This window comes from Bradyrhizobium sp. USDA 3240 (assembly GCF_054063295.1).
Map to the genome: position 1 here is coordinate 7,422,755 of NZ_JBSSGD010000002.1, position 14,222 is coordinate 7,436,976.

At 66.4% G+C, this 14,222-nt stretch carries 10 protein-coding genes; 7 read left to right on the top strand and 3 right to left on the bottom strand.

Going from position 1 to position 14,222, the window contains the following annotated elements; genetic code table 11:
* Positions 1-51: 51 nt before the first annotated feature.
* From ccmE to ACVIGA_RS35565, 7 genes are all read left to right on the top strand, one after another.
* Positions 52-549, top strand: coding sequence for a cytochrome c maturation protein CcmE (gene ccmE / locus ACVIGA_RS35535; RefSeq protein ID WP_375780008.1), 498 nt, complete (start codon positions 52-54; stop codon positions 547-549).
* Positions 546-2,531 (top strand): heme lyase CcmF/NrfE family subunit, encoded by a 1,986-nt coding sequence (locus tag ACVIGA_RS35540; RefSeq protein ID WP_456669671.1) that lies wholly within the window; start codon positions 546-548, stop codon positions 2,529-2,531. The genes ccmE and ACVIGA_RS35540 overlap by 4 nt, the downstream gene beginning before the upstream one ends.
* On the top strand, positions 2,531-3,037 hold the full coding sequence (locus tag ACVIGA_RS35545) for a cytochrome c-type biogenesis protein (RefSeq protein ID WP_456669672.1): 507 nt from the start codon (positions 2,531-2,533) through the stop codon (positions 3,035-3,037). The genes ACVIGA_RS35540 and ACVIGA_RS35545 overlap by 1 nt, the downstream gene beginning before the upstream one ends.
* Before the next feature lie 171 nt (positions 3,038-3,208).
* Complete coding sequence (locus tag ACVIGA_RS35550; protein ID WP_456669673.1) at positions 3,209-4,795, top strand: Do family serine endopeptidase; 1,587 nt, start codon at positions 3,209-3,211, stop codon at positions 4,793-4,795.
* 265 nt (positions 4,796-5,060) lie between these two features.
* Positions 5,061-5,741: a winged helix-turn-helix domain-containing protein gene (locus ACVIGA_RS35555; protein WP_375781108.1), complete on the top strand. Its 681-nt coding sequence runs from the start codon at positions 5,061-5,063 to the stop codon at positions 5,739-5,741.
* Positions 5,725-7,179: a sensor histidine kinase gene (locus ACVIGA_RS35560; protein ID WP_456669674.1), complete on the top strand. Its 1,455-nt coding sequence runs from the start codon at positions 5,725-5,727 to the stop codon at positions 7,177-7,179. Before ACVIGA_RS35555 ends, ACVIGA_RS35560 begins: the two co-directional genes overlap by 17 nt.
* A complete protein-coding gene (locus ACVIGA_RS35565; RefSeq protein ID WP_456669675.1) occupies positions 7,176-10,139 on the top strand; it encodes a bifunctional [glutamine synthetase] adenylyltransferase/[glutamine synthetase]-adenylyl-L-tyrosine phosphorylase in 2,964 nt (987 codons plus the stop codon). Before ACVIGA_RS35560 ends, ACVIGA_RS35565 begins: the two co-directional genes overlap by 4 nt.
* A 153-nt stretch (positions 10,140-10,292) precedes the next feature.
* Here the strand turns inward: ACVIGA_RS35565 and ACVIGA_RS35570 are convergent, their stop codons facing one another.
* The 3 genes from ACVIGA_RS35570 to fdhF are packed head-to-tail and all read right to left on the bottom strand — an operon-like array spanning position 10,293 to position 14,213.
* Positions 10,293-10,514, bottom strand: a complete 222-nt coding sequence (locus ACVIGA_RS35570) for a formate dehydrogenase subunit delta (protein WP_223968371.1) — start codon at positions 10,512-10,514, stop codon at positions 10,293-10,295.
* Entirely contained in the window at positions 10,498-11,334 is an 837-nt protein-coding gene (gene fdhD, locus ACVIGA_RS35575; RefSeq protein WP_456669676.1) for a formate dehydrogenase accessory sulfurtransferase FdhD, read from the bottom strand. Before fdhD ends, ACVIGA_RS35570 begins: the two co-directional genes overlap by 17 nt.
* 2 nt (positions 11,335-11,336) lie before the next feature.
* Positions 11,337-14,213 (bottom strand): formate dehydrogenase subunit alpha, encoded by a 2,877-nt coding sequence (gene fdhF / locus ACVIGA_RS35580; protein WP_456669677.1) that lies wholly within the window; start codon positions 14,211-14,213, stop codon positions 11,337-11,339.
* Positions 14,214-14,222 lie beyond the last annotated feature (9 nt).

The window sequence follows — 14,222 nt, forward strand, 5'->3', positions numbered from 1 at the left end:
GCCGAAACATGTGCAGCGGTTTTCGGCGGATGTCATGCGCAAGGAAGCACCATGACCAGGAAGCAACGGCGTTTGACACTGATCGGCTGCGCGCTCGTCGTGCTCGCGATCGCCGCGGGCCTGGTGCTGAACGCGCTGCGCGATTCCATCGTGTTCTTCTCGACGCCTTCGATGGTCGCTGAAAAGCATCTCGGGCCGGGCAAGCGGTTCCGCCTCGGCGGGCTGGTGGAGCAGGGCTCGCTCAAGCGCGGCGACAATCTCGCGGTGAGCTTCACCGTCGGCGACGGCGGCGCGACGCTGCCGGTCGCCTACAAGGGCATTTTGCCGGATCTGTTCCGCGAGGGGCAGGGCGTGGTTGCCGAAGGCGCACTCGATGCCGACGGCGTGTTCCGCGCCGACACCGTGCTCGCCAAGCATGACGAGACCTACATGCCGAAGGACGTCGCCGATGCCCTGAAGAAGCAGGGCCACTGGAAGGACGATTACGGCGCCAAACCAAACAGCATGCCGAGCGCCTCCGCGGCGCCGACCCAGGGAGCGATGCGGTGATCGCCGAAAGCGGACATTATGCCCTGGTGCTGGCGCTGGCGCTGGCGCTGATCCAGTCGATCGTGCCGATCGTCGGCGCGCGCTGGCGCGATGCGGCGTTGATGAATGTCGCGCGCTCGACCGCGCTCGCCCAATTGCTGTTCGTCGCGGCATCGTTCGCGGCGCTGGTGACCTTGCACGTCACCTCGGATTTCTCGGTCGCCAACGTCTTCGAGAATTCCCATTCGCTGAAGCCGCTGCTCTACAAGATCACCGGCGTGTGGGGAAACCATGAAGGCTCGATGCTGCTGTGGGTGTCGATCCTGGCGCTGTTCGGCGGCCTCGTCGCGGCCTTCGGCAACAATCTGCCGCTGTCGCTGCGCGCGCATGTGCTGGCGGTGCAGGCCTGGGTCGCCAGCGCCTTCTATCTGTTCATCCTGATCACCTCGAATCCGTTCCTGCGGATCGCCAATCCGCCGATCGAGGGACGCGACCTCAATCCGGTGCTGCAGGACATCGGCCTCGCGGTGCATCCGCCGATGCTCTATCTCGGCTATGTCGGCTTCTCGATCTCGTTCTCGTTCGCGGTGGCGGCGCTGCTCGAAGGGCGGATCGACGCCGCCTGGGCGCGCTGGGTGCGGCCGTGGACGCTGATGGCGTGGATCTTCCTGACGCTCGGCATCGCGATGGGCTCCTACTGGGCCTATTACGAGCTCGGCTGGGGCGGCTGGTGGTTCTGGGATCCGGTCGAGAACGCCTCGCTGATGCCGTGGCTGGCCGGCACCGCGCTGCTGCATTCGGCGCTGGTGATGGAGAAGCGCAACGCGCTGAAGGTCTGGACCGTGCTGCTGTCGATCCTGACGTTCTCGCTGTCGCTGCTCGGCACCTTCCTGGTGCGCTCCGGTGTGCTGACATCGGTCCACGCCTTCGCCACCGATCCGACCCGCGGCGTGTTCATCCTGCTGATCCTGTTCGTCTTCATCGGCGGCAGCCTGTCGCTCTATGCCTGGCGCGCGCCGGCGCTGAAGCAGGGCGGGCTGTTCGCGCCGATCTCGCGCGAAGGCGCGCTGGTGCTCAACAATCTCTTGCTCACCACCGCCTGCGCGACGGTGTTCATCGGCACGCTGTATCCGCTGGCGCTCGAGGTTTTCACCGGCGAGAAGATCTCGGTCGGCGCGCCGTTCTTCAATTTCACCTTCGCGCCGTTGTTCGTGCCGCTGCTGCTCGCGGTGCCGTTCGGGCCGCTGCTGGCCTGGAAGCGCGGCGACCTGCTCGGCGCGGCGCAGCGGCTGATGGTCGCCGGCATCGTCGCGCTGGTTGCGATCGCGGTGGTGTTTGCGTGGACCTATGGCGGCGCGACCTTGGCACCGCTCGCGATCGGGCTTGCCGCCTTCGTCATCATGGGCGCGCTGTGCGATCTCGCCGAACGCATCGCGCTGTTCCGGATTCCGCTGTCGCTCTCGCTGCGCCGCGCACGCGGTTTGCCGCGTGCGACCTGGGGCACGGTCTTCGCGCACGCCGGCCTCGGCATAGCCCTGATCGGAATCGTCTGCGAAACCACCTGGAACAGCGAATATATCGGCTCGATGAAGCCGGACGACGTCGCCAAGGTCGCCGGCTACGAGCTGCGGCTCGACGGCCTGAACCCGCGGCAGGGGCCGAACTTCCGCGAGATGGTCGCGCAATTCACCGTGATCCGTGACGGCGAGAAGGTCAGCGTGATGACCCCGTCGAAGCGCAACTTCACGACCCGCGGCGCTTCGACGACTGAGGCCGCGCTGCTGACGCGCGGCGCGAGCCAGCTCTATATCTCGCTCGGCGATACCTCGGCCGACGGCGCGATCGCGGTGCGCATCTATCACAAGCCGCTGGTGCTGATGATCTGGTGGGGGCCGGTGCTGATGGCGTTCGGCGGCTTGCTCTCGCTGTCCGACCGCCGCCTGCGGGTCGGTGCGCCGAAGCCGGCCAAAGCAGCGGCGCGCGCCTTGCAGGCCGCCGAGTGATGCGGTCGCGCGCCCTTGCAGCCGCCGTGCTTGCAGCGAGCCTGATGCTCGGTGCGATGCCCGCCCGGGCCGTGCTGCCCGACGAGATCATGGCCGACCCGGCGAAGGAGGCGAGGGCGCGCGAGCTTTCGAAAGAGCTGCGCTGCATGGTCTGCCAGAACCAGTCGATCGACGATTCCGAGGCGCCGCTGGCGCGCGACCTCCGCCTCCTGGTGCGTGAACGGATCTCGGCCGGCGACAGCGACCGCCAGGTGATCGATTTCCTGGTGGCCCGCTACGGCGAATTCGTGCTGCTCAAGCCGCGCCTCAACGAGCATACGCTGGTGCTGTGGCTGACCCCGCCGCTGGCGCTTTTGCTCGGCGGTTTCGCGCTCTGGCGCCTCGGCCGCCGCAAGGCAAATCCGCACCCCGGCGGGGGCGATTCCACCCCCGGATTGACGTCCGACGAACAGGCGCGCCTTGAGCGGCTGCTGGCGGCCGAATCCGCGCCGGAGAAGCCGCTTTAGTTCCTTTCTAAGCCCTTAATTTGCATGCGCTATTCTGCCGCAGTGCAGGTCTGCTCAATTACCAAAGTTTAATTCCGCAGCCAGCGCGCCGTAAGGCTGATGACCCCATGTTCAGATGCATCAGGTGCTTGCCCCCGCACCGAATGATTCTGGCCCTGGAGATCTCAAGACATGACCGACCGTCCCGACCTCTCGACCCTTCCGTCCTACAAGGCACCGAAGCGCTCGCTGTTCTCTGCCCGCAAACTCGCGCTGATGGCGTCGGTCGTGGCCGGCCTCGGTGCCGCCACCTACGGCTTCAGCCCCACCCACAACCCGGCCGACCTGTTCTCGACCCCCGCGCACGCGCAGGTCAATAACGAGGTCAAGAAGGTTCAGCAGCCGGTCGGGTTTGCCGACATCGTCGAGCGGGTGAAGCCGTCGGTGATCTCGGTCAAGGTCAACATTCGCGAGAAGGTCGCGAAGGACGACAGCAACAATAATGACGATTCGCCGTTCCAGCCGGGCTCGCCGATGGAGCGTTTCTTCCGCCGCTTCGGCGGTCCGGATGGCTTGCCCCCGGGTCTGCGCGGTGGACCGCGTGGCGGCGGCGTGGTGACGGGCCAGGGCTCCGGCTTCTTCATCTCGGCTGACGGTTTCGCCGTGACCAACAATCACGTCGTCGACGGCGCCGACAAGGTCGAAGTCACGACCGACGACGGCAAGACCTTTTCCGCCAAGGTGATCGGCACCGATCCGCGCACCGATCTCGCGCTGATCAAGGTCGAAGGCGGCTCCAACTTCCAGTTCGCCAAGCTCTCCGACACCAAGCCGCGCATCGGCGACTGGGTGCTTGCGGTCGGCAATCCCTTCGGTCTCGGCGGCACCGTGACCGCGGGCATCGTCTCGGCCTCCGGCCGCGACATCGGCAACGGCCCGTATGACGATTTCATCCAGATCGATGCGCCCGTGAACAAGGGCAATTCGGGTGGCCCTGCGTTCGATGTGTCCGGTGAGGTGATGGGCGTCAACACCGCGATCTACTCGCCGTCCGGCGGCAGCGTCGGCATCGCGTTCTCGATCCCGGCCCAGACCGTCAAGAGCGTCGTTGCCCAGTTGAAGGACAAGGGCTCGGTCAGCCGCGGCTGGATCGGCGTCCAGATCCAGCCGGTGACCTCCGACATCGCCGACAGCCTCGGCATGAAGAAGGCCGAAGGCGCGCTGGTGGCCGAACCGCAGGCCAACGGCCCCGCGGCCAAGGCCGGCATCGAGTCCGGTGACGTCATCACCGCCGTCAATGGCGAGCCGGTGAAGGATGCGCGCGAACTCGCCCGCACCATCGGCGGCCTCGCGCCCGGCAATGCCGTGAAGCTGAACGTGCTGCACAAGGGTCAGGACAAGACCGTCAACCTCACGCTCGGCCAGTTGCCGAACACCCTGGAGGCCAAGGCTGACACCGACAACAGCGACAAGGGCAACTCGTCCCGCGGCACCGACGTGCCGAAACTGGGCCTCACTGTGGCGCCTGCCAACAGCGTGGCCGGCGCCGGCAAGGAAGGCGTGGTCGTGACCGAAGTCGATCCCAAGAGTGCTGCCGCTGAGCGGGGCTTCAAGGAAGGCGACGTGATCCTCGAGGTCGCCGGCAAGACCGTCGGCACCGCCGGTGAGGTGCGTGATGCGATCACCGCGGCGCGCAGTGACAACAAGAACAGCGTTCTCATGCGCGTGAAGAGCGGCGGTTCGTCGCGCTTTGTGGCTGTGCCGCTGGCCAAGGGATAACTATCTATGAGTTGGAACGCGTCGCCGGCATTAGTCGCCCCCGCCGACGGCGCGTTCCGGGGGGCGGGCGCCTTGCTCGCTCCCTATGTTGCCTTTCGATGGAATATGCCCCCCTCCGTCGGAAGGTCTCAGGGCGGTGAGGTCCCCCAGCTTCACCGCCCACTTTTTTCAGACAATCCGGAATATTCGCGGTCGTCTTGCATGTGCAGGCCGGCCGCGCCATGCTGACAGAGGGCCCATTCCCGTGACCGCAACCGCTCCGCAAATGCGCATCCTGATCATCGAAGACGACCGCGAGTCAGCCGACTATCTGGTCAAGGCATTCCGTGAAGTCGGCTATATCGCCGATCTCGCCTCCGACGGCGAGGAAGGCCTGTCGATGGCGGAGACCGGCGATTACGACGTGATGGTTGTGGATCGCATGCTGCCGAAGCGGGACGGCCTGTCGCTGATCGGCATTCTGCGCGACAAGGGCAACCGGACGCCGGTCCTGATTCTCTCGGCGCTCGGCCAGGTCGACGACCGCATCAAGGGCCTGCGCGCCGGCGGCGACGACTATCTGCCAAAGCCCTATTCCTTCGCCGAGCTGCTCGCCCGCGTCGAGGTGCTGTCACGGCGCAATGTCGGGCCCGCCGAGGAGACCACCTACAAAGTCGGCGACCTCGAGCTCGACCGGCTGTCGCATCGCGTCGCCCGCGGCAAGGATGAGCTGACCTTGCAGCCGCGCGAATTCCGGCTGCTCGAATATCTGATGAAGCATGCAGGGCAGGTGGTGACGCGCACCATGCTGCTCGAGAACGTCTGGGATTATCATTTCGATCCGCAGACCAACGTCATCGACGTCCACATCTCGCGGCTGCGCTCCAAGATCGACAAGGGTTTCGAGCGGCCGCTGCTGCACACCATCCGCGGCGCGGGGTACATGATCCGTGACGGCATTCGGTAAACTGATCCGGACCACGGCGTTTCGGTTGACGCTGGTCTACCTGTTCCTGTTCGCGCTGTTTGCCGCCTCGCTGCTGGCTTACTTTGCCTGGAACACGCGACGGCTGATCACCGAGCAGATCACGACGACCGTCAACGTCGAGATCAGCGAGATCACCTCCATCTATAACCGCCGCGGCCTGCACGGCCTGCTGACCACCATGGGCAATCGTGCGCTGCGGCCGGGCGCCAACCTCTATCTGTTGACGGCGCCGAACGGGCAGGCGCTGGCCGGTAATGTCGGCTCGCTGGCGCCTGGCGTGATGAGCGTCCAGGGCTGGAGCGAGACCGCCTATCGCCGGTTCGACGACCTGGACAAGACCGATCACCGTGCCCTAGTTCGGGTCACCGAGATGGACAACGGTTTCCGCCTCCTGGTCGGGCGCGACCTCGAGGAGCGGCGGCGGCTGTTCGGCATCGTCGCCAAGGCGGCGCAATGGTCGATCCTCGTCGTGGTCGTGCTCGGCATCGGTGGCGGCATCTTCGTCGCCCGCCGGGTGCTGCGCCGGATCGACGCCATGACCGGCACTACCAAGCGCATCATGGCGGGCGATCTGTCCGGCCGGCTGCCGGTCGGCCGCAGCGGCGACGAGCTCGACCGTCTCGCGGAAAATCTCAATGTGATGCTGGAGCGCATCGAGGCGCTAATGACGGGGCTGAAGGAAGTCTCCGACAACATCGCCCATGACCTCAAGACGCCGCTGACACGGCTGCGCAACCGCGCCGAGGAGGCGCTGGCGCGGTCGGGCGGCGAGGCCGACTATCGCGCGGCGCTGGAGCGGACGATCGAGGAATCGGACGGCCTGATCCGCACCTTCAACGCGCTGTTGATGATCGCGCGCGCCGAGTCCGGCCAGGCGCGCGGCAACATGGACGATTTCGACGGCGCCGACGTCGCCAACGGCATTCACGAATTGTACGAGCCGCTGGCCGAGGACGACGGCATGACGCTGCAGGTGAAGACCGCGCCGGCGCCGATTCACGGCAACCGCGAATTGATCAGTCAGGCGGTCGCCAACCTAGTCGAGAACGCCATCAAATATGGCAAGCCCGAACCGGGCGTGGAGCCGATGAAGGCCGATGCGCGGGAGATCCTGATCGAGGCCCGCCGTGAGGGCGATCAGGTCCTGCTCAGCGTCACCGACCACGGTCCGGGCATCCCCGAGGGCGACCGCAAGCACGCGGTGGAGCGCTTCGTCCGGCTCGAGGCCAGCCGCACCTTACCCGGGTCCGGTCTCGGCCTCAGCCTGGCCTCGGCGGTTGCCACGCTCCATGGCGGCGAGCTGCGGCTCGGCGACGCCCATCCGGGGCTGGTGGCCACCCTGGTGCTGCCTGCGCGGGCGGGCGGCAGTGACAGGCTTGCGGCTCAAACGCAGGATGTGTCACAGAAGGCGGCATGAATGCCGCCGCGCCGGGAAACGCGGATCGACACCATCTGGCCGCGCGGTTCGCGGATGGACCGCGTGTCGCCGCTTCCGTATCTGCCGATCAGCGTCTGACCGACTGGTTCGCCGAGCTCGAACCGGCGCAGTCGGCTGCGCTCGCGGTGTTGCTGGAGCACCCGTTCGCACGGGACATCATGCGCGGCATTGCCGAGTTCTCGCCCTATCTATTCGAGCTCGCGCGGGTCGATGCCGCGCGGTTGATCCGGATCCTGTCATGCGACCCGGAGTCGCATCTGGCCAACCTGATCGAGACCACCTCGCGCGACGTGCTCGCCGCCGGCAGCGAGGCCGACGTGATGGTTCTGCTTCGCCGCATGAAGGCGGAGGCCGCGCTGATGATCGCGCTGTGCGACATCGGCGGCGTCTGGCCGGTGATGCGGGTGACGGCGGCGCTGACCGACATCGCGGTGAATTCGGTGCAGTCGGCGCTGCGATATCTACTCCGGCAGGAAATCGCCCGCGGCCGCATGGTTGCCGTCGATGCCGACCATCCGGAAGAGGGCTCCGGCCTGATCGTGCTTGCGATGGGCAAGATGGGCGCGGGCGAGCTGAACTATTCCAGCGACATCGACCTGATCGTGTTCTTCGATCGCACAGCCACCTCGCTCGCCGAGGACATCGAGCCGCAGCCGTTCTTCGTCCGCGTCACCCAGGCGATGGCGCGGATGCTGCAGCAGCGCTCGGGCGAGGGCTATGTGTTCCGGGTCGATCTCAGGTTGCGTCCGGACCCGGCCTCGACCCAGGTCGCGATCTCGACCGACGCGGCCTTGCACTATTACGAGCGCGAAGGGCGCACCTGGGAGCGCGCCGCGATGATCAAGGCGCGGCCCTGCGCCGGCGATCCCAAGGCCGGCGAGGCGCTGATCGGCGAGCTCGCGCCGTTCGTCTGGCGCAAGCATCTGGACTTTGCCGCGCTGGCCGATGTCCACGACATGAAGCGGCAGATGCAGACCTATCGCGGCCAGAGCGAAATCTCGGTCGAGGGGCACAACGTCAAGGTCGGCCGCGGCGGCATCCGCGAGATCGAGTTCTTCGCCCAGACCCAGCAGCTGATCGCCGGCGGCCGTCATCCGGAGTTGCGGGTGCGGCCGACGCTGGAGGCGCTCAATGTGCTCGCCGACAGCAACTGGATCACTTTCGAGGCGCGCGACGAGCTGACCAAGGCCTACGAATTCCTGCGCCGGGTCGAGCACCGGCTGCAGATGATCGCCGACGAGCAGACCCACTCGCTGCCCGAAGCGCCTGAGGACGTCGAGCGCTTCGCGCATTTCTTCGGCTACGAGAATCGCGAGGCCTTCGCCAAAGATCTGCTCGGCCAGCTCAACATCGTGCAAAACCATTACGGCAAGCTGTTCGAGGGCGACGATCCGACCGGAAGCGCGAAGCTGCCGGATGTCGACTACGGGGCGGGCCCCGAAGACGGTCGCCTGATCGAGCATCTCGCCAGTCTCGGCTTCAAGAAGCCGGTCATGGTCGCCGGCACCGTGCAGCAATGGATCGAGGGCGATTATCGCGCGCTGCGCGTGGAAGCGACGCGGGCGGCGTTCCTCGAATTCATTCCCGGCCTGATCGACGGCCTCGCGGATGCCGAGGAGCCGGACGACGCGGTCGCGGCATTCGACCGCTTCCTGGGCGCGCTGCAGAGGGGCGGGCGGCTGATCTCGCTACTCAGCCAGAATCGCGATTTCGTCGCGCTGGTGGCGCTGATCCTCGGCGCGGCACCGCGGCTCGGCGACATGCTGGCGCGGCAGCCGCAGATCATGGACGGCCTGGTCGATCCACGCTTCTTCGGTGCGATGCCGGACAAGAAGGAGCTGTCGGAGCGGCTTGCGGCCACGCTGCAGGATGCGTCCTCCTATGAGGACTTCCTCGATCGTCTGAGACTGTTCGGCCAGGAGAGCCTGTTCCTGATCGGCACGCGGATCCTGTCCGGCACGGTGTCGGCGCAGCACGCCAGCACGGCGTTTGCCGATGTCGCCGAAGGCATCGTGCACACCGTGCATGGTCTCGTCACCGACCAGTTCGCCGCGCAATATGGCCGGATCAAGGGGCAGGAGACCGCGATCGTCGCGATGGGCCGGCTCGGCAGCCGCGAGATGACGGCGTCCTCAGACCTCGATTTGATCCTGCTCTACGATTTCGACAGCGAGGCGCCGGACTCCGACGGCGAGCGCTCGCTGCATGGCGCGCAGTATTTTGCCCGCTTCACCCAGCGCCTGATCAGCGCCTTCACGACCCGGACCAATTACGGCGTGCTGTATGAGGTCGACATGCGGCTGCGGCCGTCGGGGCGCGCCGGCCCGGTCGCCTCGCGGATCGATTCGTTTTCAGACTACCAGGAACGTGAAGCGTGGACCTGGGAGCACATGGCGCTGACGCGCGCGCGCGTGATCTCGTCGTCAGTGGAGTTCCGCGAGAAGATCGAGGCGATCATCCGCAGCGTGCTGACCCGACCGCGCGATCCGGCGTCGACCGCGGCCGATGTTGCCGACATGCGGCGCGCCATCGCGCTGGAGAAGGGCGAGGACGATGTCTGGGACCTCAAGCTTGCTGCCGGCGGACTCGTCGACATCGATTTCGTTGCGCAATATCTCCAGCTCGCGCACGCATCCGTGAAGCCGGAGATCCTCAGCGTCTCGACGCTGCAGGTACTCGACCATGCCGCCAAGCTCGGCCTGCTCGGCCAGTCCGAGGCCGAGATCCTGCGCTCGGCGGCGCGGCTCTATCATGATTTGACGCAGATCCTGCGGCTCTGCGTCACCGGCAAGTTCAATCCGGAGACCGCGGGCGAGGATCTGCGGCGCGTGATGGCGCGAGCCGGCGACGCGCCGGATTTCTCTGCGCTGGAAGCCCGCCTGCGCGAGACGCAAAGCGAGGTGCGCCGGGTGTTCAACGGGATTGTCGGCGGGGGGTAGTGCCCACCCGCCGTGCTTGTCCCGTCATCCTGAGGTGCGAGCTCTAGCGAGCCTCGAAGGATGCACGGCCACAGTCGGGCCGTCGACCCTTCGAGACGCGCTACGCGCTCCTCAGGGTGGCGGAGATAGAAAGCCTTGCGTGGTTGTTACTCGCTACGCCTGCTGCTTCAGCTTCTGCAAGGCTTCGCGGACGTCGGGGTCGAGGCCGGCGCCGCCGGTGTCGAGATGGGCGAAGATCTGCTTGCGCATCCGCGGGTCCCAGAACTTCCAGATGTGCTCGGAGATGCCCGGCACGGCGCGGTCGTGCCCCTGGCTCTGGAAGAATTTTCCGATCTGGTTCGCCATGTAGACCAGTTTGTCAGGCGACGACGACATAAGCGGACTCCTTGCCGGGCACCGCGCCTGTGACGCGTTCCGGGTGCGTAAAGATTTCAAATCCATCCGCGCGGGCGATCGCGGCAAGCGTGATGCCGGCGGCATCCGCCATCCGCACCGCAAGCGCGGTCGGCGCCGACACGGCAGCAATCAGCGGCGCGCCGATCGCGGCGGTCTTCTGCACCATTTCGACTGAGACACGGCTGGTCACCAGCACGATGCCGTCGCTTGCGACGACCTTGTCGCGGGCCAGCGCGCCGGCGAGCTTGTCGAGCGCATTGTGGCGGCCGACATCCTCGCGCAGCGCGACGATGCCGCGCGCCGCGTTCCAGAACGCGGCGGCGTGCACCGCGCGGGTCTGGTGGTTGATCTCCTGCAGCGGCGGGACCGCGGCCACCGCGGTCATGATCTCGCGCGGCGCGAAGACGCGGCCCGCGGGCACCACCGCGGCCGGCCGGACCGCCTCGCTGATGGAATCGAGACCGCACAGGCCGCAGCCGGTCGGGCCGGCGATGTTGCGCCGCCGCTCGGCTATCCGCGCGGCCCTGTCGGGCTTGAGCCACATTCGAAGCTCGATGCCGTCATCGAGCTCGACGATGTCGAGGGTCTCGATCTCGTCGGCCGATCGCACGATGCCTTCGCTCAGGCTGAATCCGATCGCGAAGTCGCCGAGGTCCTCCGGCGAGCCCATCATCACGGCGTAGGTGCCGCCGTTATAGGTCAGCGCCAGCGGCGTCTCTTCCGGGATCAGGCGCGCGCCGTCGCTGAAGACGCCGTCGCGCCAGAACTTTCGGTTCGCCTTGTGGACCGGCTCGCGCATCGTTACTCCGCGGCTTCCACCACCGGCGCGATGCGGCGCGAGTGGCGGGCCTGCTCGTCATAGGCCTTCTGCCAGTCGGACGGACCGTTCGACGGCGAGATCTGCACGGCCGTCACCTTATACTCCGGACAGTTGGTCGCCCAGTCCGAGAAATCGGTCGTGATGACGTTGGCCTGGGTGTCCGGGTGATGGAACGTGGTGTAGACCACGCCCGGCGCCACGCGGTCGGTGATCTCGGCGCGCAGCGTCGTCTCGCCGGCGCGGCTCGCCAGCCGCACCCAGTCGCCGTCGCGCACGCCGCGCAGCTCGGCGTCGTGCGGGTGGATCTCGAGACGATCCTCGGCGTGCCAGACCACGTTCTCAGTGCGGCGGGTCTGCGCACCGACATTGTACTGGCTGAGGATGCGGCCGGTGGTGAGCAACAGCGGGTAGCGCGGGCCGGTGCGCTCGTCGGTCGCGACATATTCGGTGATGATGAACTTGCCCTTGCCGCGCACGAAGCCGCCGATATGCATGATCGGCGTGCCCTCAGGCGCCTTCTCGTTGCACGGCCACTGCACCGAGCCGAGCTCGTCGAGCTTGTCGTAGGACACGCCGGTGAAGGTCGGCGTCAGCGCCGCGATCTCGTCCATGATCTCGGACGGATGGTTGTAGTGCATCTCGAAACCCATCGCCTTGGCGAGCAGGATCGTCACTTCCCAGTCGGCATAGCCGTTGCGCGGCGTCATCACCTTGCGGACGCGCTGGATGCGGCGCTCGGCATTGGTGAAGGTGCCGTCCTTCTCGAGGAAGGTCGAGCCGGGCAGGAAGACGTGGGCGTAGTTCGCGGTCTCGTTCAGGAAGAGATCGTGGACGATGACGCATTCCATCGCCGACAGCGCCGCCACCACATGCTTGGTGTTCGGGTCGGACTGCAGGATGTCCTCGCCCTGCACGTAGAGCCCCATGAAGGTGCCCTCGATCGCGGCATCGAACATGTTGGGGATGCGCAGGCCCGGCTCGTTGTTGAGTTTGACGTTCCACATCGCCTCGAACTGCTCGCGCACGGCATCGCCGGAGATGTGGCGGTAGCCGGGCAGCTCGTGCGGGAACGAGCCCATGTCGCAGGAGCCCTGCACGTTGTTCTGGCCACGCAGCGGGTTCACGCCGACGCCGGACCGGCCGATATTGCCGGTCACCATCGCGAGGTTGGCGATCGCAATCACCGTGGTCGAGCCCTGGCTGTGCTCGGTGACGCCGAGCCCGTAATAGATCGCGCCGTTGCCGCCGGTGGCGTAGATCCGCGCCGCCTCGCGCAGATCCTTGGGATCGACGCCGGTCATGATCGCGGTCGCTTCGGGGCTGTATTTCTCCTGGGCGACGAAGGCCGCCCATTCCTCGAACTCGCTCCAGTCGCAGCGTTCGCGCACGAAGCTCTCGTTGACGAGCCCTTCGGTGACGATGACGTGGGCGAGCGCCGTGACCACCGCGACGTTGGTGCCGGGCATCAGCGGCAGATGCAGCGCCTTTACATGCGGCGATTCCACCATCTCGGTGCGGCGCGGATCGAGCACGATCAGCTTGGCGCCCTGGCGCAGCCGCTTCTTCAGCCGCGAGGCGAACACCGGGTGAGCCGAGGCCGGGTTGGCGCCGATGATCATCACGACGTCGGTGTCTTCAACCGAATCGAAATCCTGGGTGCCGGCCGAGGTGCCGAAGGTCTGCGACAGGCCGTAGCCGGTCGGCGAATGGCAGACGCGGGCACAGGTGTCGACATTGTTGTTGCCGAATCCGCCGCGGATCAGCTTCTGCACAAGGTAGGTCTCTTCGTTGGTGCAGCGCGAGGAGGTGATGCCGCCGACCGCGTCGCGGCCGTATTTCTGCTGGATGCCCTTGAACTTCGCGGCGGCGAAGTTGAACGCCTCGTCCCAAGACACTTCCTGCCAGGGATCCTCGATCCGTTCGCGGATCATCGGCTTCAGGATGCGCTCCTTGTGGGTGGTGTAGCCCCAGGCGAAGCGGCCCTTGACGCAGGAATGGCCGCGGTTGGCCTTGCCGTCCTTCCACGGCACCATGCGCACCACTTCCTCGCCGCGCATCTCGGCCTTGAAGGCGCAGCCGACGCCGCAATAGGCGCAGGTGGTGATGACAGAGTGCTCGGGCTGGCCGATCTCGATCACGGATTTCTCGGTCAGCGTCGCGGTCGGGCAGGCCTGCACGCAGGCGCCGCAGGACACGCATTCCGAGCCAAGGAAGCTCTCGCTCATGCCGGGCGAGACGCGGCTGTCGAAGCCGCGGCCGGAGATCGTCAGCGCGAAGGTGCCTTGCACTTCCTCGCAGGCGCGGACGCAGCGCGAGCAGACGATGCACTTCGAGGGGTCATAAGTGAAGTACGGATTGGAGTCGTCCTTCGGCATCCAGTTGTCGTTTTCGCAGCCGTGCGATTTGGCGAAGACGTGGTTCTCGCCCTCATAGCCGTAACGCACGTCGCGCAGGCCGACCGCGCCCGCCATGTCCTGCAATTCGCAGTCGCCGTTCGCCGCACAGGTCAGGCAGTCCAGCGGATGGTCGGAGATGTAGAGCTCCATCACGCCCTTGCGCAGCTTCTTCAGCCGATCGCTCTGCGTGTGCACGACGAGGCCAGGCATGACAGGCGTGGTGCAGGACGCGGGCGTGCCGGCGCGGCCCTCGATCTCGACCAGGCAGAGCCGGCAGGAGCCGAAGGCGTCGACCATGTCGGTCGCGCAGAGCTTTGGAATCTGGGTGCCGGCCTCCATCGCCGCGCGCATGATCGAGGTGCCGTCGGGCACCGTGATCTGATTGCCGTCGATGGTCAGCGTGACCATCGCCTCGGATTTGGACTTGGGCGTGCCGAAATCGATTTCCTGGATCAGCGACATCGTGATTTC